Source organism: Sporomusa sphaeroides DSM 2875, assembly GCF_001941975.2.
Lineage (GTDB): Bacteria > Bacillota > Negativicutes > Sporomusales > Sporomusaceae > Sporomusa > Sporomusa sphaeroides.
In genome coordinates this window covers 4315586-4334808 of sequence record NZ_CP146991.1, presented here as the reverse complement: position 1 = coordinate 4334808, position 19223 = coordinate 4315586, and the positions used below count along the sequence as shown (strand labels likewise).

18 protein-coding genes and 1 pseudogene are annotated in these 19223 nt (G+C 46.8%); 17 read left to right on the top strand and 2 right to left on the bottom strand.

The genetic code is table 11. The features are described from left to right. Nucleotides 1-4: 4 nt before the first annotated feature. Nucleotides 5-451, bottom strand: a complete 447-nt coding sequence (locus SPSPH_RS19925; protein ID WP_233139186.1) for a MarR family winged helix-turn-helix transcriptional regulator — start codon at nt 449-451, stop codon at nt 5-7. A 263-nt stretch (nt 452-714) separates the two neighbouring features. On the opposite strand from SPSPH_RS19925, the gene SPSPH_RS19920 reads away from it, so the two are divergent. Then, entirely contained in the window at nt 715-1545 is an 831-nt protein-coding gene (locus SPSPH_RS19920) for a helix-turn-helix domain-containing protein (protein ID WP_075757613.1), read from the top strand. A gap of 150 nt (nt 1546-1695) precedes the next feature. On the opposite strand, the gene SPSPH_RS19915 is transcribed toward SPSPH_RS19920, so the two are convergent. Then, nucleotides 1696-2598: a DMT family transporter gene (locus SPSPH_RS19915; RefSeq protein WP_075757614.1), complete on the bottom strand. Its 903-nt coding sequence runs from the start codon at nt 2596-2598 to the stop codon at nt 1696-1698. Between the two features lie 320 nt (nt 2599-2918). Between SPSPH_RS19915 and SPSPH_RS19910 the strand changes: the two genes are divergently transcribed. The 16 genes and pseudogenes from SPSPH_RS19910 (at nt 2919) to SPSPH_RS19835 (ending at nt 19208) form a co-directional block, all read left to right on the top strand. Further along, on the top strand, nt 2919-3590 hold the full coding sequence (locus SPSPH_RS19910) for an aspartate/glutamate racemase family protein (RefSeq protein ID WP_075757615.1): 672 nt from the start codon (nt 2919-2921) through the stop codon (nt 3588-3590). Nucleotides 3591-3694: 104 nt separating this feature from the next. Beyond that, entirely contained in the window at nt 3695-4666 is a 972-nt protein-coding gene (locus tag SPSPH_RS19905; RefSeq protein ID WP_075757616.1) for a bile acid:sodium symporter family protein, read from the top strand. Nucleotides 4667-4701: 35 nt separating this feature from the next. After that, nucleotides 4702-5109, top strand: coding sequence for a GlcG/HbpS family heme-binding protein (locus tag SPSPH_RS19900; protein WP_075757617.1), 408 nt, complete (start codon nt 4702-4704; stop codon nt 5107-5109). Nucleotides 5110-5253: 144 nt separating this feature from the next. Continuing rightward, the gene (locus SPSPH_RS19895; protein ID WP_075757618.1) at nt 5254-5970 is read left to right on the top strand and encodes a FadR/GntR family transcriptional regulator; all 717 of its coding nucleotides are present in this window, start codon (nt 5254-5256) and stop codon (nt 5968-5970) included. A gap of 52 nt (nt 5971-6022) precedes the next feature. Continuing rightward, nucleotides 6023-6874 carry a class II fructose-bisphosphate aldolase gene (locus SPSPH_RS19890; protein ID WP_075757619.1) on the top strand — a complete coding sequence of 284 codons (852 nt, stop codon included), beginning with the start codon at nt 6023-6025 and terminating at the stop codon, nt 6872-6874. Then, entirely contained in the window at nt 6867-7670 is an 804-nt protein-coding gene (locus SPSPH_RS19885; protein ID WP_075757620.1) for a 3-keto-5-aminohexanoate cleavage protein, read from the top strand. The genes SPSPH_RS19890 and SPSPH_RS19885 overlap by 8 nt, the downstream gene beginning before the upstream one ends. 13 nt (nt 7671-7683) lie before the next feature. Further along, nucleotides 7684-9123, top strand: coding sequence for a four-carbon acid sugar kinase family protein (locus SPSPH_RS19880; protein WP_198931015.1), 1440 nt, complete (start codon nt 7684-7686; stop codon nt 9121-9123). A 194-nt stretch (nt 9124-9317) separates the two neighbouring features. Continuing rightward, nucleotides 9318-9776 carry a succinate--CoA ligase subunit alpha gene (locus tag SPSPH_RS19875; RefSeq protein ID WP_181382947.1) on the top strand — a complete coding sequence of 153 codons (459 nt, stop codon included), beginning with the start codon at nt 9318-9320 and terminating at the stop codon, nt 9774-9776. Nucleotides 9777-9890: 114 nt separating this feature from the next. Next, nucleotides 9891-10088, top strand: coding sequence for a hypothetical protein (locus SPSPH_RS19870; RefSeq protein WP_075757623.1), 198 nt, complete (start codon nt 9891-9893; stop codon nt 10086-10088). Nucleotides 10089-10275: 187 nt separating this feature from the next. Next, nucleotides 10276-11544, top strand: a complete 1269-nt coding sequence (larA, locus tag SPSPH_RS19865; RefSeq protein WP_075757624.1) for a nickel-dependent lactate racemase — start codon at nt 10276-10278, stop codon at nt 11542-11544. 161 nt (nt 11545-11705) lie between these two features. Next, nucleotides 11706-12932 (top strand): annotated as a pseudogene (locus tag SPSPH_RS19860) (NAD(P)-dependent malic enzyme). Nucleotides 12933-13168: 236 nt separating this feature from the next. Then, nucleotides 13169-13633: a hypothetical protein gene (locus SPSPH_RS19855; RefSeq protein WP_075757625.1), complete on the top strand. Its 465-nt coding sequence runs from the start codon at nt 13169-13171 to the stop codon at nt 13631-13633. A 426-nt stretch (nt 13634-14059) separates the two neighbouring features. Beyond that, the gene (locus tag SPSPH_RS19850) at nt 14060-15085 is read left to right on the top strand and encodes a Bug family tripartite tricarboxylate transporter substrate binding protein (protein ID WP_075757626.1); all 1026 of its coding nucleotides are present in this window, start codon (nt 14060-14062) and stop codon (nt 15083-15085) included. A 76-nt stretch (nt 15086-15161) separates the two neighbouring features. Further along, nucleotides 15162-15605, top strand: a complete 444-nt coding sequence (locus SPSPH_RS19845; RefSeq protein ID WP_075757627.1) for a tripartite tricarboxylate transporter TctB family protein — start codon at nt 15162-15164, stop codon at nt 15603-15605. Nucleotides 15606-15617: 12 nt separating this feature from the next. Further along, nucleotides 15618-17141, top strand: coding sequence for a tripartite tricarboxylate transporter permease (locus SPSPH_RS19840; protein WP_109298231.1), 1524 nt, complete (start codon nt 15618-15620; stop codon nt 17139-17141). Nucleotides 17142-17243: 102 nt separating this feature from the next. After that, entirely contained in the window at nt 17244-19208 is a 1965-nt protein-coding gene (locus tag SPSPH_RS19835) for an aconitate hydratase (protein WP_075757629.1), read from the top strand. Nucleotides 19209-19223 lie beyond the last annotated feature (15 nt).

The following is a 19223-nucleotide window of genomic DNA, read 5'->3' as shown; positions in this document are numbered from 1 at the left end:
ACTCCTATACATTTTTTAATATTTTCCAATCGTTCTCGATGTTTTCACGCATTTTTTTTACTAACCGTTGCACGGCTTCTTTTTCTTCTTCAGTGAAATTAGTGAAGCAGACGGCAATATTGCGATTTTCTTCTTCAATAACCAGTGTGTATATTTCTACCCCTTTTTTCTCTGCATACAATCGCCACATTCTTTTATCAAGAGCATCTCTCGTTTTGTAGATATAGCCTGTATCAATCAATTTTTGGATAGCTTTGGTGGTTGTAGTTTTATCTACTTTTAACAGATTGGATAAATCGATTTGATTAATGCCAGGATTTTCGCATACCCTTGTCAGAAAAATGAATTGGCCTTTCTGCAAATTAAATTCTTTAAATTTAGTGTCGCTGATGGCATGAATACAACGGGAGAGCATTCCGATTTCCCGCAAGATGTGGTTATTCAGTTTCATTATAGGGAGTCACCTCCAGTACATATATAGTTGAACATTCACCTATATGTATTATATTAAAACATAGTTGAAAGTTCAACTATGTTTTAAATGAGTTTTATATTTTATTAAAAATACCGGGAAACAGTTAGATGTAAGCCGGCAAAAAACAACTGCCAGTTGAACCTTTTTTGATATTTGCAACTATAGTTCGCTAGACTAAGAAAGCTGGTTAACTTACAATAAGATTGTCAGTACTGAACAACTCAAAAAGGGAAGATACTATGATTCATAATGATAGTAAACTAGGGCGGCGAATTGCCTTGCTGAGAAAAGAAAAAGGCTATACCCAAGAAAAGGTTGGCGACTTACTAAAGGTAACGCCGCAAGCTATTTCCAAGTGGGAGCAGGGCAACGCCTTGCCGGATACCCTGCTGCTCCCGCCTTTGGCAAGATTGTTCGGCGTGTCCATTGACTACCTGCTGACAGGAGAAAGTCTTGCAGGCAAGGCAGGGCCGTATGACGGAGAGTATCGGAAAGAGAACTTCTATTGGGGAATACAGCCTTCAGAGCTTGCCGGGCAAATTATCGACATTTTGCAGGGCGACACAGCGAATAAACGGTTGCTGGATATTGGCAGCGGTGAAGGCCGGGATGCCATCTACTTTGCCAAATGCGGTTTGCAAGTAGATGCCTTGGAGCTTTCCGCGCCCGGTGTGGAAAAGATTAAACGCTATAGCCGGTTGTCAGGTTATGCGGTGAATGTTATTCATGCTGATATGATTGGCTATGACCTGGCGGAAGAGTATGATGTGATTTACTCTCACGGCTCACTCCAATTCTTGCCGCCGGCAGAGCGGCGAAAGCATTTTGATAAGTATAAACAATATACAAAGACCGGTGGCTTAAACGCTCATCTTATTTTTGTTGAAAAGCCATTCATTAAGTTAGCACCTGATTGGGAAAGGAATGAATTTTTCTTTTCGTCGGGAGATTTGGCCGGGTATTATCATGACTGGGAGATTTTGCGCTGTGGGGAAGAAATCATTGACTGCGATTCGGCAGGAATTCCGCATCGCCATGCGGTGAATTGTATTCTTGCCAGGAAGATATAGTTCCGTGTTAAAGAATCTGGCAGGTTCAGGCGGCTGGTGCCTTGCCAGACAATAAAACGGCTGAGAGATGTACTCTCAGCCGTTTTATTAGTCACAGGTGATTGGTTACCAATTTCAAGTAGAGGTAGGGGTTTACCGTGGAAGATACGTTTATGCTGTCCGTACCGCCCGGGTTTTCTTGGTAGTAAGATATACCCCGAAGATTATCCAGATGCCGCCGGCAATTTCATGCCAGCCTACATGTTCGTGAAGCAATACTACCGACAGCGCCATTGCGGCTAGCGGGATTATATTTGTGAAGATGGCGGCGCGGTTAGCGCCTACCACTCTGACCCCGGTGTTCCACCAGTTCATTGCTAAAATACCGCTGCCGATTATCATATAGCTTAATGAGAGCAGGGTGTCATAAGACAGTCTGGACGGTGCTGCCACTCCTTCATAGAGTGCGGCTATCCCCATAAAAATTGCTCCGCTGAACCCGGCCCACGCCGTTACCCCCATTGGCGACACATCTTCCATTACCCTCCGGCCAAGCAGGGTATATACTGCCCAGGAGGCCTGACTGACCAGGAACAATAGGTCGCCTTTATTAAACGACAGGTTTTTAATAATTTCCATTGAGCCGTGGGCTACCAAGTAAACAACTCCCAACAGTGATATAAAAATTCCCAGCCATTGTTTTTTGTTCATAGTTTCTTTTAAAAATAGTACTGCCAGGATGGCGGTTATTGCCGGGGTTGTTGCCGCTACCAGTGAGCAGTTGACAACCGTTGAGTATTGCAAGCCGATAAACTGAAGGCCATTGTTTAGCACAATGCCGGTAATCCCCATCAGGATGAGGGGCAGTATTTGATGTTTGGGCGGCAGGGCATGCCGCCCTTCTTTTATGAACATGATGCTTAAGAGAATGGCACTGATGCCAATATAACGGAAGAGAACTGTCATAATGGGGGTTATTTCGCCAAGCACGCTTTTAACGGCAACCGGATTGCCGCCCCATAAAACAGCCGTCAGCACCAGGAAAAAATACATTTTATCGTTTTTTGAATGCATGATTCATTTTCTCCAGTTAAACACTACTTTTTCAATAAGAATATTCTAGCACAAATTTGTAATTTTTGGGCGCAGTAAATTTATTTATAAAGTAAAAAAGCCTTTCATTTTGCGTAACTCTTTTTTATTCTGCCAGATTGGCTGAGTTTACTCTTTTTTCTTATAATATGATGAAAAATGTTAAAGGTATCTATTAAAAATTAACCCGATTGAAATATCTGAAAAGTCGCTATTTACTTTAAAAGAGAAATATGAGATAATGTGAACAGTTAAATGTAGGATGTAGTATGTATTACATACTATAAAAGGGAGGAATCATAATGAAGGTTGCTTTGGTGTATACGAGTACTACCCCGGAATTGATTGAATTGGTGGAGAAGGAGGTTCGTCAGTTACTGCCGCAGGGTACGGAGATTATTAGTAATCAGGACCCGTCAATTCTGGCAGAGGTCCGGGAGGCCGGATATGTTACGGCACCTCCGGCGGCCAGACTTGTCGGCATGTATATGAAGGCAGTAAGCGATGGGGCTGACGCTATTCTCAACATCTGTTCCTCAGTAGGGGAGGTGGCGGATGCTGCCCAGGATATTGCCAAATATACAGGTATTCCTATTGTGCGTATCGATGAAGACATGTGCAGGGAAGCTGTCCGGCAAGGTGTCCGTATCGGTGTGATGGCTACCTTGCCGACAACGCTGACGCCCACTAAAAATACCATCTTACGGGTGGCGCGGGAAATGAATAAGCATGTGGAATTGGTTGATGTTTTAGTTGACGGTGCTTTCGGGCTTGATCAGAAACAGTTCAAAGAACTGATGACAAACTATGCGGGGGAAATCAGCGATAGGGTTGACGTGATTTTATTTGCCCAAGGTTCAATGGCCTATTGTGAAGAATATATCCATGAAAAATGCGGGAAACCGGTGCTATCCAGTCCGCGATTCGGGGCTGCTGCACTCAAGGAAGCATTGGCAAAAAAAGGCTTATTATAACGCGAACTGGCAATGGAACTTGTATTAATAGGTACAAAGCAATATAAATTCAGTCTTAACCAAAAAGCAACTCAGTTTGATTAAGGTGTAAAGGAGCGTAAATAATGCTGGAAAAATTGGGGAGTATGGTAAAGTTTATTACAAGGTATTTTTCCGTGTGGATTATTTTAGGTGTTATTGCTGCCTATTACAATCCTGAACCGTTTAAGCCGTTATCCCAATATGTACCCTACTGCATTATGGCCGTAATGTTGAGCATGGGACTAACCGTATCAATAAATGACTTTAAGCTGGTTTTTTCACGCCCTAAGGATGTTTTTTGGGGTATCGTTTTGCGGTATATCATCATGCCGTTTATTGCGTTATTTTTGACCAAGGTTCTTAGTTTACCGCCGGTTTTGGCAGCCGGGTTGATTCTGGTAGGTTGTTGTCCCAGCGGCGTGGCCAGCAATGTTATGACATTTTTGGCTAAAGGGGATACAGCGCTGTCGATCACAGTATCTACCATTAATACCATCATTGCTCCGTTAATTACTCCCTTTATGTTCGCTTTTCTGGTCGGCTCGTTTGTTCCGGTTGATGCAGAAAAGATTTTGCTGGATATCTTGAAGATCGTCCTGGTACCCGTATTTTTAGGCGCTGTTATTCGCGGCGTTGCTTCGGATTTTGTTGACAGGATTATGCCGGTCATTCCGATTGTCTCGGTTATCGCTATCTTCATTACGACAAGCTCAGGCTTTGCGCTCAGCGCCGGATCGCTGGCCCAGGTTGCGGTGATTTCCATAATTGCCGTATTTCTGCATAATATACTTGGTCTTACAACCGGCTATTGGGCAGCACGTGCTGTGGGAATGCCTCATTTCAAAGCTAAGGCTATTTGTTTTGAAATCGGCATGGAAAATGGAGGACTGGCGATGGCATTGGCCTTAGCCCATCTTGCCCCGTTAGCCTTCATACCTGCCGCGATATTTAACCTGGCTCACAATCTTACCGGTCCGCTGTTGGCCAGCTACTGGCGTGAGCAGGAAGAGAAAAAGGAATTGGCTATGGCTCAAGCCGGCAGCACCCGGCAATAACAACGCTGGCGAAGTTAAAGAAGGGGTTGAAGATATTGGATAATATCACCTTGACAACGGCAAAAAAAGTGGCAGACTACGCCGAAGAGCTTGTTGCCCAAGAATATGGCAGGAAGCCTTTCAGTGTGGCGGTTTGTGATAAGGATGGCTTCCTGGTTCTGTTTCACAAGCTGGACGGAGCCAAATTGTTAACCATCAACCTTACTCCCAATAAAGCGTATACCGCTGCCAGGATGGGAGTAAGCACGGCCGATTTTTTACAGCGTCTACAGCGGGAAAATCTTAATATTTCCTACTTTTCCGACGAAAAGTTTGTGGGATTGCCGGGCGGAGTGCCTATTGTTAATGACAGGCAGCAAGTTATTGGCGCCGTAGGTATTGGCGGTATGAAAGAGGACGGAGAAATTGCCGCTAAGGTTGCTGCCGCTGCGCCAACTTTATAAATGGAGACTTGATTCAGGTGGGGGTTTAACCCCATCTGAATCCGCTTGCCTGTGAAAGAGTATTGTGCCGCAAGATGCCTTATATTGTTTTGGGCCAATGTATGATGTTATACTTAGAGAATAAATATCATCAGGGGGTCCAACATGCCGGTGCAAACTTTTTTAAAAGAAATAGGCGGAAAATCTGTTGTTGATCAGATTGTTGACAATATTACCAATGCGATTATTAATGAACAGTTGAAACCCGGAGACAAGATTCCAACAGAAAATGAGCTTTGCGCATCCATGGGCGTTGCGCGAAATTCTGTGCGTGAGGCAATAAAGATATTGGTTGCCTACGGTGTCCTTACCATCAAGCGGGCGGAAGGAACTTTTGTAAACCAAGGCTTTGACAGCAAAATGCTCTACCCTGTTTTGTACGGAATTATTTTACAAAAGGATTCGGCCAAACAAATTGTGGAATTGCGTAAAGTAATTGATGCAGGCATTTTTCAATTGGCTATGGAAAAGCTGGACTTGGATTCCGTGCATAAAGTCGAACAGGCGATGGAGGCACTGGAACAGAAAATTGCTGAGGAAAACATGGATGCCAATGCTATATTTGAAGCCGATACGGCCTTTCACATGGTGCTTGTCGCGATTACGCAAAATGCGTTATTAGAAGGAATCTGCTCCTATATTGATCAAATAACCAAAAAATCCAGGCTGAAAGCCACCGAAAAATTTATTAATGAAAATGCAACACAGCAGTTTCTGCTTATGCATAGAGAAATGGTCCGTGTACTCAAAGAAAAGGACCGGACTAAAATCAATGAAGTAGTGGAAACTCATTATCAATATTGGGAAAAGGTAACCGGTTAAAGCTGAGACTGAGCGCAAAACCGTGCCGATAACCCACTAAGGGGCATTTACCATGCTGGTGAATTTGCAAGACATACTTAAAGACGCTTATCGCAATCATTATGCGGTTGGTTCTTTCAATGGCTATAACTATGAAACCTTCAAAGGCATCATTGATGCTGGAGCGGAAACGCAGAAACCGGTTATTTTGGCCTTTGGCGCCAAGTATCTGCAGAATATGTCCCTGGAAACGGCCTATGCCCTTGCTAAAAGCCTAGGCGAGGGGAGTGCCGCCCCTGTTTGCCTGCATCTTGATCATTGCAGTGACTTAGCTACTGTTTTTCGCGCTATTCGTGCAGGGTTTGGCTCGGTAATGTATGATGGCTCGGAATTGCCCTTTGCGGAAAATGTAAAGAATACGGCGGCAGTTTGCCGGGTAGCTCATGCCTGCGGTGTAACGGTCGAAGCCGAACTGGGGTGTCTGGCGGCCGGTGAACATTCCCACGAAGGGTCTGCAACCAGTGTACAGGTATATACCGAGCCTGCACTGGCAAAACAGTTTGTGGAAATGACACAGGTGGATGCTTTGGCTGTTTCTATTGGGACGGTACATGGGTTATATCAGGCAGCACCGTTGCTGCGGCTTGATATATTGGAACAAATTAACAGGCTGATTGCCGTGCCGCTGGTTTTACACGGCGGCTCGGGGCTGCCGGAGCAGGATATCTTAGCCTGTATCGCCCGGGGCATTGCCAAAATCAATGTCAATACCGAAATCTCGGTATATGCTGTCCAACAGACAACCGGACTGTTAGCAGCTCAACAGCCTCATTTTTCCGAAGTTTCCTTAAACCAGATTGGCTATGTAAAAGATATTGTAAAAAAGTATATAGCGTTTTCCTACAAGGAGGGCAATAATGGATAAAGTGATGATTTCCGTTGCTCCGGTAGCGAGTACGGATAAACATATTGTTCCCGCTAACATTGCGGCAGAAGTTTTACAATGCTGGCAAGCCGGCGCTGCGATGGTACATTTGCATGTCCGTGATGCTGCCGGCAACCTGACTACCGATATGAGTCTCCTGGAGGAAACACTCCGGTTGATCCGCAAAGACTCGGATATCATCATTGAAGTATCGACAGGCGGTGTTTCCCGGCTTTCCATACAGGAACGCTGTGTTCCCCTGTATTCGGAGCTTGTCGAGGCCTGCTCTCTGAATGTCGGCTCCACCAATCTGGGGAAGGCTGTATATTGCAATCCGCTTGATGATGTGGAATACTGCATTGGTGAATTATTAAGGATGAACAAGACACCGGAAGTGGAAGTTTTTGAAATTGGCCACATCTTTGCCATGAAGGAATTTATGGAGCAGTACGATTTTCGTGCCCCGGTGCTGTTTAGCATCGTTCTGGGGCATAAGGGCGAAGCGCCTGCTACCCCGCAGGCACTGGCTGCCATGATTCAAATGATACCGCCGGAGGCGCTGTGGGGGATTACCCATGCCAACAGACGGGATTTTTCCATTATTGCCGCCGCGTTAGGCATGGGGGCCAGCACGGTTAGAATTGGTTTTGAAGATAGCAACTATTTGGATGCTCATACCACTGTTGACAGCAATGTACCGCTGGTGGAGAAAACCGCCCGGTTGCTCAAAGCCATGGATAAAGAGCCGATGACTCCTGCTGAGGCCAGAAAATACTTCAATATACTCAGCAGATGAATAGGATGTTGAAATGATGAAATCACTACCACACCTGAGTGCTGACCGGCTGAAGTCCTATCCTAAGGTCGATGAAAATCATGTGGCGTTGCTGTTACAACAAGCTGTTGCCGGTGACCCCCGCAAAATTATTGTACTGGATGATGATCCGACAGGTACGCAAACTGTTCACGACATTTCGGTATATACCGATTGGACTTATGAAAGTGTTAGTCAGGGCTTTCAGGAAAAGAACAAAGTATTTTACATTTTGACAAACTCGCGCGGGTTTACCCAAGAGCAGACAAGCAAAGCCCACCGGGATATCGGGGCGATGATTGCCAGGGTTGCCGGTGAACAGGGGCGGGATTATCTGATTGTCAGCCGCAGCGACTCGACCCTCAGGGGGCATTATCCTCTGGAAACCATGATGCTGCAGGAGCAATGGGAGCATCATACAGGCAAAAAGGTTGACGGGGAAATCATCTGCCCTTATTTTAAAGAAGGCGGCCGGTTTACCATTGATAATATTCACTATGTTCAGTATGGTGATGCCCTGGTTCCGGCAGGGGAAACTGAATTTGCCAAGGATAAGACCTTTGGCTATACATCATCGGACTTATCCGCCTATATTGAAGAAAAATCCCGGGGACTTTACAAAAAAGAAAATGTGGTTGCCATTTCCCTGCAAGAGCTGCGGGCACTAAATATTCAGGGGATTGCCGACAAACTCATGGCTATGACCAATTTCGGCAAAGTAGTTGTCAATGCCATTGATGCCTGTGATATAAAAGTGTTCTGTATCGCGCTTTACCGCGCAATGGCTCAGGGCAAACAGTTTCTGTTCCGCACAGCGGCCGGCTTTGTCAAAGAGCTGGGTGCAATCACCGATAAGCCGCTGCTGACCAGGCGGGATATGATAACCGGCGATATCGCCGCCGGCGGTATCGTTGTGGTTGGCTCTCATACGCAAAAGACGACAAGCCAACTGGAAGAGTTAAAAACCTTGCCGGGAATACAGGTTATCGAGTTCAATTCCGACTTAGTGCTGGATGAAGAGCGTTTTCAGGCGGAAATTGCGTCGGTCGTAAAGCAGGAAGAAGAACTGTTACGCCAAGGCACTACCGTAGTTGTCCACACCAAACGGCGGCTGTTGTCATTAGAAGATGATTCTCCCCAGGACGCATTGGCCCGTTCTGTCAAAATATCGGAGGCCGTCCAGTCGCTGGTTGGCAGGCTGCAGGTGACTCCGGCCTTCATTGTCGCCAAGGGCGGCATTACTTCCAGTGATATTGGGACAAAAGCGCTGAAGATCAAGCAGGCAAATGTGCTGGGCCAGATCCGGCCAGGCATACCGGTATGGAAAACCGGCGCGGAAAGTAAATTTCCGCAAATACCTTTCATTATTTTTCCGGGCAATGTCGGTGAACAAAATACACTCAAAGAAGCCATAGCGGTATTATTGGCAAAATAATTGCAACCAGCAAAGCCCCGATAGTGGAAATAATAATCCATTATCGGGGCTTGCGTATCTCTTTGGGGAAACAATTATAAAATTTGTAAAATAAAAAAGAGGGGCCATTTTACGCTGCTATGCATAGAGCGTTTTGCGCCACCTCCTTTTTCCGTTATTTGGTTTCAGTTAAATTGACGGATGAAACTTACGTTATGGACCACCGGATTTACAGCGAGGGTTCAGTTGGCTTAATGTCCCGCAGTGCAACAAACTCCTATGAAACGGTGAATGAAATGACCAAGAACGGTATCGGCCAGTCTACTTGTGTAGGTGTGGGCGGTGACGTAATTCCCGGCACCTCGTTTGTCAAGCTGCTGCCGATGTTTGAAGAGGACGAACAAACGGAGGCCGTTGTTTTAATTGGCGAGATTGGCGGAACGGATGAAGAGACTGCCGCCAGTTATATAAAAAATCACATGAAAAAGCCGGTCATAGCCTACATTGCCGGCAGACACGCGCCGAAAGGCAAAGTAATGGGTCATGCAGGCGCTATCGTGGGTGCGGATGGCGCGGGCAGTGCTGAATCCAAGATAGATATTCTGACGGCCGCCGGTGTGCATATTGCCGACAGCCCGGACGAGATCGTCGAACTGTTAAAACAAGTTCTATAAGGTAGCAGATTGAGCGTAGGCCGTATAAAAGGAAAATTTATTTTATGCGGCTTATTCGCTTATTCGGTATCAATTATTACGCCTTCAAACCTGCAACTAAAAAAGGAGAACAGTATGATAAATATTTTGGTAGTGTTACTGACGTTGGTGCTCGTCGTAATTCTACTCTCGCCGGCCCACTTATGCCTCTTAGTGACCCTGGATTACTTTAAAGCCGATTTTCTTAGAACCCAGCGAAGTATTGCCATGCTGTCTTTGTTCTTGCTGTTGGTTCTGACAATTAAAACAACAATTCTTTATATACCTTGTTAGTCTATTAGTCCACCGGTTACAATAATTATTGTTATTTGGAATAAAATCCATCTAATTTATTCACTTTAACGGTAGTTTGAAGTATATTAAGATTGACCTAATGCGGAAGGCGATGTCCCGGAGACTATTGGCAAAAATCTGGTTACATGGGCAATCTTATAAATAAAAAGTATGGAGTGTATTGAGTATGCAAAAGGATTATACTTATAAGTATGGCAAAGGAAAAGTCAACTTCACTATTGACGACTCGTTAGTAACTGATGAATTATATATTAAACAATGTTCGGTTTTGCCTGCCCCTGCAGAGTCTGTCCGAGAGGCAATTCGTAACCCGATCGGGTGTAAGCCGTTACGGGATATTGTCAAGCCCGGTGAAACTGTTGTATTTATTGTCAATGATACTACCAGGGTAGCCAATAGCCATATTTTTATGCCAATACTGCTTGATGAGCTTAACAGTGCAGGGATTCCGGACAAGGATATGTGGATTGTGTTCGCACTGGGAACGCACCGGCTGATGACTGAAGAAGAGATGGTTGGTGAAGTTGGTAGCGCTGTGGCACAAAGGGTGAGGATGTATAACAGCGATTGCCGGGATGAAGGACAGTTCCGGTATTTTGGGACAACTTCCTATGGAACGCCCGTTTATTTTAATAACAAGGTTGTGGAAGCCGATCACATTATTTGTACAGGCAGTGTCGTACATCACTTTTTTGCTGGTTTCGGCGGCGGGCGCAAAGCCATGCTGCCGGGTGTCGCTTACTATGAAACTGTTCGCAAAAATCATAGTTTGATGCTGGATTCCAATGCTGTAATCGGTAAACTAGAGGGAAACCCAATATATCATGATCAGGTAGAAGGTACGGAAATGTGCCGGCCCTCCTTTTTGATTAATGTCGTGTTAAACGAAAAAAAAGAATTTTTAAGAGTATTCGCAGGCGACTATATTCAAGCCCACCGGGAGTGTTGCGAGTTTGTAAATGACGTGTACGGGGTGCCTGTGGAGAAAGAAGCTGATTTAGTCATTGCCTCTTGCGGCGGCTACCCCAAGGATATTAATGTCTATCAGTTACAGAAGACAATGGATAATGCCTGGTGCGCGGTCCGGAAGGGCGGCGTAGTGATTATTCTCGGAGAATGTGCGGACGGTTCCGGATCGGCAACCTACGAGAAAACTATGCAGCAATATACGACACCTGAGCAAGTGGAAACTGCTGTTAGGGCGGATTTTCAGATAGGTGCACATAAAGCCTTCGCGGTTACCCGGTTAATGAAAAAAGCTCACTTTATTCTAGTTTCATCCATGCCGCCGGAACTTGCCCGGCTGTTACTATTCACACCGGCCAAGGATATGGAAGAAGCAATGAAAATTGCTATGAATACATTAGGTATGTCACAGCCGCGTATTATTCTTATGCCAATGGGAAGCATAACCGTTCCTTTAATCAATAAATAGCAGGGATACAACCCCAGCGACTCATTCGTAAGTTATTGGAGCCGGCTGTAAGTTGCTTTGCCTTGTCGAAACGGTAACCGGTCAGTGTCCTTAAACATTGTAGCACATAGCCCTTGGAGAGGGGCTCTAATCACTACTACTTTATAATACGAGGGGATTACATGGACATTAGAGAAGAAGCCTTAAATGCGCATAAAGAACATCAGGGGAAATTGCAGGTTGCCAGTAAAATGCCGCTTAAGAATATGCATGACCTCAGTATTGCCTATACTCCCGGGGTTGCTGAACCCTGTAAGGAGATAGCACTAAACAAAGATCTTTCTTTTGAGTATACCTGCCGGGGCAACATGATAGCTGTTATTTCTGACGGTACCCGTGTTCTCGGTCTTGGTGATATCGGGCCTGAAGCCGCCATGCCGGTTATGGAAGGCAAAAGTGTAATTTATAAGACCTTTGCCGATGTGGATGCCGTGCCTATTTGTCTCGGTACGAAAGATCAAGCAAAAATTATTGAAACAATAAAACTGCTTGAACCTAGCTTTGCAGGCATAAATCTCGAGGACTTCTCTTCGCCTAAATGCTATGATATCGAGGATATTCTGAAAAAGGAAATGAATATCCCCGTATTTCATGACGACCAGCATGGTACGGCGATCGCCGCTCTGGCTGGCATTCTCGGTGCGTTAAGATTTGTTAAAAAAGATATAAAAAACGTGAAAATAGTTGTTAACGGCGCTGGGGCTGCCGGAACGGCTATCGGCAGGATACTGCTCAACGCCGGTGCAGAAAACGTTATTATGGTGGACATGGCCGGCGCGCTGTATGAAGGTATGCCTGGATTAAACCGGGTGCAGGCTGAATTGGCTAAAGACACCAACAAGAATAAATTGCAAGGGAACCTTGCGTAGATCGCTGCAGGGGCGGATGTCCTTGCCGGAGTTTCTGCTCCCGGTATATTTACCAAGGAGATCATCGGCAGTATGGCGAAGGATTCAACTGTTATTTCGATGGCTAACCCAGTCCCCGAAGCCTACTATGCCGACGCCAAAGCAGCCGGAGCAAGAGTAGCCGGAACCGGCCGATCGGATGCACCAAACCAAGTCAACAACTCATCGGTTTTTCCGGGACTATTCCGCGGTGCCCTGGACGTAAGAGCCCGGCAGATTAACGAAGAGATGAAACTTGCGGCAGCGTACGCTATCGCCAATATTATTCCTGAGAATGAATTGCGGGAGGACTATATTGTCCCTGACGTATTTAATCCAATGGTAGCTCCGGCAGTGGCCGCCGCGGTGGCACGGGCAGCTATGGAAACAGGTGTGGCCAGGATTAAAGTCGATCCGGAGGAAGTGCGGGCAAAAACTGCGGCGCGGGTAAAACTAGGCTGATAGAAAAAGTATAGTGTAACCCCTTAGCCGGCAGGAGTATGATTGAAGCAAAGCCCCGATAGTGGAAATAAATAATCCATTATCGGGGTTTGCGTATTTTCTTAAAGCGTTGCAGGATTTCTGCGCTTTATTGGGAATATATTTCGATAGGGAAGCAGGGGCTTGTCCAATCCCGTGTCCCTGCAAGGAAGCTTTGAACAGTTCCCCAATTCATTCCTATAACGGAGGACAGCTATATGAAAAAGTCTGTAGTATTCCTTTTGCTGGTTTGTATGGCCGTATTTTTGAGCTCAGCAGTGGCAATGGCAGGCCCGGCTCCGGCCTTAACCAAAGTTGATATTCACGCCTTTACGGCTCAGAGTTGTAACTACCAATGGCAATTTACGCCGGCTAACTATCCCAGAAGTATGCACGACTATTCATTCTCAGGTCCGGAGCTGTATATGAGTGTTATCTATACCGGCATTCCAAACTGGAACCTGACTTTTATCAAGGTAAATGGAACCCAGTATAAGCATTCGCAACTCTTTGAGAAACAATTTTTTATTACTGACAGCGGACGGATGGTTGGCGGTTACGAGATTGTTTATAAAATACCGTCAACCTATCTGGGTGTTTCGAACACCATCATTGTCACTTCCCGCGGAACAAACGGTGGCTCGGGAGACAACGTAGCAACCAATATAAAATTTGTAAAATAAAAATGTTTGCCGTTTCGCTGCGCAATCGCAGCAGGAAGGGGCGCTTAAACATTTGGTTTGCATACACGGATTTTGCAACAAAAGCTCGGCCTCCGGCTACTCCCCGGTTGCCGTTTTTTTGTTTCGATTTGCTCTCTTAATATTCTGATATTTAATATTTGAATGGATTTCCATTTTTTATCTGAATTATGCATCCTTACAAAAATTAGTTATAATTATACCAGCAGCTATACTTTGCGGCATAACAGCCTATAAGGAAAGCTGATACCTTTGCTGCCTGGAATAGGTGGCAATAATGTACACCGTCGGACTCACCTTCATAATAATGTTCTGAATATTTAATAAATTAGAGGAGGGATGGAAGGGAGCGGATACAACAGTTATTGGCAATGTTTTGTATCAATTATTAAAAGGGAGTGTGCAAAGATGTTTTCAAAATCAAAGCTATTATCAGTGCTGCTCGCCATTGTGCTGGTAATCAGTTTGGCCGGCTGCAGCAAACAAGCGGCAGCGCCTGACGACAAGAAAGCCTGGACGCCGCAGAAGCAAGTAACACTGCTGGCCGTCGCAGGGGCAGGCGGTGGGCTTGATATGGTTGCGAGAACTATGGCAAAAATCTTTGATCAAAAGAAAATTGTTACCCAGCCACTACTGGTCGAGAACAAACCCGGTGGCGGACAGGTTACAGGCACGGTAGCGTTTGCTACCCAGGATGGAAAGAATGATCATAAATTAATGATCGCGTCTACTCCTTTTATCTTAAATTATATCAAGAAAGACGGAAACAGCCCGATTGGTCCTGAACAGGTATATCCTGTGGCATTATTGCAGGAAGACTACGGAGTTATTGCCGTCAGAGCGGATTCCAAGTATAAAACTTTAAAAGAACTGTATGATGCCGCTAAAGCTGATCCCGCGAGTGTACAATTCTGCGGCGGCGGTGCTCCCGGGACCTGGGATCATCTTAACTCAGTCCTGATTGCACGCAAAGCCGGTGTTGATATTAAAGGCATGAAATACAATACCTATGATGGCGGCGGCGAAGCCTTGACAGCTCTGCTTGGCGGCAATGCCGACGCGCTGACCTCCGACGTATCTTCCATTAAACAGTATGTTCAAGCCGGCAGGGTAAGAGTATTGGGTGTTTCATCGGCAGTAAGAATTGCCGAAGATGAAGTTATGAAAGATATTCCCACCTATAAAGAACAGGGTTTTGATGTTGTTACCACTAACTGGCGCGGAGTTTTCGCCGGGAAAGATATACCTGAGCCTGCCAAGAAATACTGGGCAGAAAAGGTAGCAGAACTGTGCAATACGCAAGAATGGAAAGACGAACTGAAAAAGCAAGGGGTTATTTACACTTTTAAAGATGCAAAAGGCTTCTACGACCATATTAAAGCCGAACAGATTATGTATACCGAAATCTATAAAGAGATGGGCATGGCGAAATAAATTTTCGGTCATGTAAAAAAACAGGGAGAAGAGCACCGTCTTCTCCCTGTTTTTAGAAAGGAAGGTGAAGTGCGTTGTGAATAAAGCGTTTGACCGCTATGTAAGTATCCTTTTCATAGTTTTAGGTGTCGCACTGTATCTGTATGCAGAAACATTAACAGTATCCAATGTGGGGATTGCTATCGGACCGAAGGCCCTCCCCAGCTTTTTGGCGGTAATTCTCGTTATTCTTAGTACGGTGAATCTTATTGCGGCACTCCGGTCAAAAACCCCTGATAAACAAGAGCAGCTTGAGTATAAGAAGTTTTTTATCATTCTTATTTCACTGCTGCTGTACGCACTGTTGATTGAGCCGCTTGGCTATGTTATTTCTACTTTTTTGTTCCTGTTCGCTGGTTTTCAAACTATGGAAAAAGGGAAATACCTGCATTCAGCAATTATTGCAGCCCTATTTTCCGGCGGCATTTACTATTTTTATGTGGAAATATTCCTGGGCGTATTACCGCCGCTGCCTTTTTAAGGAGGGATGGAAGTGGAAGCGTTACAATTTCTTTTTCAAGGTCTCGCAATAGCCTTAGAACCCACTAATATATTTTTCGCATTTTTCGGCTGTCTGATTGGGACGCTGGTGGGCGTGCTGCCGGGAATCGGCCCGATTAGCGGTGTTGCTCTCCTTATCCCGGTTACCGCAACGCTGACAAGCGGGCTGCCGCCGGAACAAGCTGCCACCAGCTCTATAATCTTACTGGCAGGCGTATATTATGGGGCAATGTACGGCGGGTCGACGACCGCCATTTTGATCAATACGCCGGGTGAGAACTCCTCGGTCTGCACGACTTTGGACGGCTATCAGATGGCGAAACAGGGCCGGGCCGGCCCGGCCCTGGCGATTTGCGCCATTGCTTCGTTTGTGGCCGGGGTGATTGCCTGCATCGGGCTTGTCTTTATGGCTGTTCCGCTCGCGGAACTTGCCCTTAAGTTTAGTCCTGCCGGTCAATTTTCCCTGATGATTCTGGGGCTTTGCGCCTTGAGCAGCCTGGCCGGCAAGTCGCAGATCAAAGCCTTTATGATGACCGTCTTTGGTTTAATCTTGGCTACAGTGGGGGTTGATCCCATATCCGGCGTTGCCCGGCTTACTTTTGGTTTTTCGGAACTTTATTCCGGTATCGAATTTCTGACACTGGCAGTAGGCATGTTTGCGCTGGGCGAGGTATTTAAAACCATCTTAACCAATGACTATGCAAAAGGTGAGGCGATTAAAGTCGGCAGGGTAATGCCGACCAAGCAGGACTTGAAAGACAGTACTGTCCCCATCCTCCGCGGTTCGCTGTTAGGATTTTTTCAGGGGTTGGTGCCTGGCTGCGGGGCTACGTTGTCTTCCTTTATGGTATATACGGTAGAGAAGAAACTGAGCAAAAATAGAGCGAACTTCGGTAAAGGGGCGATTGAAGGAGTGGCTGCGCCGGAAGCTGCCAATAACGGAGCTGCCGGGGGAGCCATGATTCCGCTCTTAACGCTGGGAATACCCGGCACAGGGACCACCGCCGTCCTAATGGGGGCGCTCATTATGTTTAATATTACCCCCGGGCCGCTGTTGTTTCAGGATCATCCGCAAGTTGCCTGGGGTTTGATTGCCAGTATGATTGTCGGCAATGTTATGCTGCTGATTTTAAATCTGCCGTTGGTTAAAGTTTTTGCCAAGGTAATTGAGACACCGCCCAAATATCTGATTCCCGGGATTGTTGCTATTTCGGTATTTGGTGTTTACGCCGTACAGGTCAGTGTATTCAACCTGCTGCTGATGATTGGCAGTGGTCTGGCGGCTTATTATCTGGCTAAAAATGATTATCCTATCGCGCCGATTGTCCTGTCCCTGATTCTGGGGCCAATGATTGAGAATAATCTGCGTCGGGCCATGAACCTGTATAACGGTGATTATTCCATGTTTGTCAAAGATCCGGTTTCACTAGCTTTTCTGGTTATTGCCGCCCTGTGGGTCATGGTGCCTGCCGTTATGAAGCTCAGGGGCAAAAAGGTAGTTGTAGAAGAAGCCTAAATAATTTTCAACCAAGCAGTTGGTCATACATGTTGAGAACCTGCGGCCAATTTGCCAATACCGCATTTGTGTTAAAAGACAGAGGCTATGGGAGGGGTAACGGTGGGGCTGACGCTTACGGAAAAGTTAATTGGTCAATCGCTGGCGGACGGGCAAATGATCAGGGGGCAGCGTATCGGCATACGTGCTCATCAGACACTGTCCCATGATGTAAACGGAGTTATGTCCTACCTGGTACTTGAGGCTATGGGGCTGACGAGGGTTAAGGTTGAACTGGCTGTCCATTATATTGACCACAATATGATTCAGGCCGATTACAAAAACTCGGATGATCATCGCTTTTTGCAAGACATAACCGCCAAGCTGGGAGTTATTTGCTCCCGCCCAGGCAGCGGCATTTGCCACCAATTGCACCTGGAACACTGGGGAGTGCCTGGCAAAACCCTGATTGGAGCCGATTCGCATACCGTTGCCGCCGGTGGCATTGGCATGTTTTCTGTTGGCGTAGGCGGGTTTGACGGAGCCATGACCATGGCAGGCGAACCGCTGTATCTGACAATGCCTAAGATTGTCAATGTGCGTCTTACCGGCAAGCTGCCGCCCTTTGTATCGGCAAAAAATATTATTCTTGAATTGCTGCGCCGTGTTTCCATACAGGGCGGTGTTGGCAAGGTTTTTGAGTATACCGGGCCTGGAATCGCCACCCTCAATGTTGCGGAAAGATCCACGATTACCAATATGGGTCAGGAAACCGGCGCAACCACATCAGTATTTCCCAGTGATGAAAATACCCGCCGGTGGCTGCGGGCCTATCACCGGGAGGAGCAGTGGGTGCCGCTGCAGGCGGATAGTGACGCTGTTTATGATGAAGTCATCGAGATTGACTTATCACAGCTTGAACCGCTGATTGCCCTGCCGCATCAGCCGGACAAGGTTGTGCCGGTACGGGAAGCGGCCGGGGTCAAGGTTGACCAGGTAATGCTGGGCAGCTGCACCAATACATCACTGCAGGATGTGCTGTCTATTGCTCATATGTTAGGCGGCAAGCCCATTCACCGAGATGTAGATGCCGGCTTGTACCCTGCAACCCGCACTGTGGTGCGGGAAAGTATTGCCAGGGGCGCACATGATAAAATCCTGTCTGCCGGTGTGCGTATTTTTGAACCTGTTTGCGGGGGCTGTAATGGCTGCGGCTTTGCCCCCCAGAGCAACGGCGTTTCTCTGCGGACAACTCCCCGTAATTTTGTCGGACGCAGTGGTACGGCCTCTGACAAGGTATATTTGGTCGCACCCGAGACAGCGGCCGCATCGGCGTTAACCGGTGTCATCACCGATCCCCGCGATTTGAAGCCGACGCCGTTTACGTATGAAATGCCGGCAGTATTTGTCGATGACCGCGATATGTTCCAGCCGCCGGCGGCTGAACCGGAAAACATCGTTATCCGGCGCGGGCCTAATCTCAGGCCGATTCCGCCAATGCCGGCTCTGCCGGATGTTACCGGCGGTGAAGTGCTGGTGAAAGTCGGGGACGATATCACCACCGACCACATCTGTCCGGCCGGGGCTCTCTATTTGCCGATTCGTTCCAATATCCCGGAGCTTGCCAAGCATGCTTTCAAAGTGGTGGATGATACCTTTGCCGAGCGTGCCGCCAAAGCGGGCGGCGGACTGATTGTCGGCGGCTTCAACTATGGTCAGGGTTCAAGCCGGGAGCAGGCGGTAATGGTGCCAAGGTATCTCGGGGTTAAAGCGGTGATTGCCAGGAGTTTTGCCCGGCTGCATTTGGCGAATCTGGTAAACTGGGGGCTCTTGCCGCTGACTTTTGTAAATGGCGATGACTTTGACAACATCAGCCAGGGGGATTGGCTGACGCTTGATACCGCGGTTTTAACCGAAGGACAGCAGATCATTGTCAGAAACGAGACCAAGGCTGTGGCTATTGCTGTTTCTTCCCCGCTTTGCCAGGCCGATCTGGACTCGATAAAAGCAGGCGGCCGCCTAAATCAGGTAAAGGCCAAAAATCAAAACAGCCAAACACACACTGCCGCAGACACGGCAAGCGGCTGAAAAAGGCGGGATAGG